The organism is Bradyrhizobium sp. sGM-13 (genome assembly GCF_018398875.1).
Lineage (GTDB): Bacteria > Pseudomonadota > Alphaproteobacteria > Rhizobiales > Xanthobacteraceae > Bradyrhizobium.
This window is the reverse complement of record NZ_JAGWDK010000134.1, coordinates 1-1,491: the sequence shown is the minus strand read 5'-3', so window position 1 is coordinate 1,491 and position 1,491 is coordinate 1. Positions and strand designations below refer to the sequence as shown.

At 57.0% G+C, this 1,491-nt stretch carries 1 protein-coding gene; it reads left to right on the top strand.

Annotation, left to right across the window (positions count from 1 at the left end):
• Positions 1–54: 54 nt before the first annotated feature.
• Positions 55–1,491: IS4 family transposase (locus KJQ96_RS38435; protein ID WP_213291150.1), on the top strand; the 1,437-nt coding region annotated here is incomplete at its 3' end.

The following is a 1,491-nucleotide window of genomic DNA, read 5'->3' as shown; positions in this document are numbered from 1 at the left end:
GAAAGAATCACTTGTGATTCCTTTCTGAGCACCTGATTCGCGAGGGGGTGCTCTATGGGGCTGACATTAAGGGATCGATCGGCAAAAGGCTGTTACCGGTCCTTGGAAGGTGAATGTTGGATTGATCGAGAGAGTAGTGGATGCGGCTTTAGGGACGCGCGGCTCGGCGGCAGATTCCGCAAACTGCTCACGCAGATTGGAAGCGCCATGGGACAAAGCATTCCGCTCGTCTGCCAGGATTGGGCAAATACCAAGGCAGCCTATCGCTTCTTCTCCAATGAGCGGGTCAGCGAAGCGGACATTCTGGCCGGCCACTTCCAATCGACACGTGATCGTGCCGCCGCCGCTGAAGGTCTCGTTCTTGTGCTGCATGACACAACCGAGTTCAGCTATCAACGCGAGAAGTCAGGAGCGATCGGCATCACCAAGAGCATAAACAGTGGACGGGATAAGGCGGGCCGCCTCAGATCGCACACGGTTTGCGGCATCCTGATGCATTCGAGCCTCGCGGTTACAATCGAGGGGGTGCCGCTGGGGTTGGCGGCCGTTAAGTTCTGGACCCGGAAGAAATTCAAGGGGACGGCAGCGCTTAAAAAGAAGATCAATCCGACCCGGATTCCCATCGAGAAAAAGGAAAGCGTCCGGTGGTTGGAAAATCTCAAGCAGTCTACGCAGCTCTTGGATCATCCGGGACGATGCATCCATATCGGTGATCGCGAGAGTGACATCTACGAGCTCTTCTGCGCAGCACAAGAGGTCGGAACTCATTTCCTGATCAGGACCTGCGTCGACCGCTTGGCTGGAGATGGGGATCACACGATCGCCGACGAAATGGACGAAGTCGCCGTCAAAAGGCTGCATCGCCTCGAAGTCAGAGATAGCAACGGCGATCCCGACCAGGCCGTTCTTGAGATCAGATATCGCAAGATTCGCGTCCTGCCGCCGATCGGAAAGCAGAAGCGCTATCCCGCCCTGACCCTGACGGTGATCCATGCCGAAGAGCGCGGGACCCCGAAGAACAGAAAGAAGATCGATTGGAAGCTGATCACCGACCTGCCTGTTGGTTCCCGCACGGACGCTATTGAGAAGCTCGAGTGGTATGCTTTGAGATGGAAGATCGAGGTGTTCCACAAGATCCTCAAATCGGGCTGCAAAGCTGAAGAGTCGAAGCTCAGGACCGCCCAGCGTCTGACCAATCTGATCGCGCTCTTTTGCATCCTAAGTTGGCGGGTCTTCTGGATGACGATGCTCAACCGTTCCGCCCCAGACGCGCCGCCAACCCTCGCCTTGACTGCGACTGAAATCGGCGTGCTCGATCGCCTCGTCAACGACAAACCAAAAGGAAGACAGAAAACGCTCTCGCATTATCTGATCAAGATTGCCCGGCTCGGCGGTTATCTCGCCCGCGCCAGCGATCCGCCGCCCGGCAATACCGTTATGTGGCGCGGGCTGTCACGCCTCACTGACATCGCGCTGGGCGCCATGGTCGGA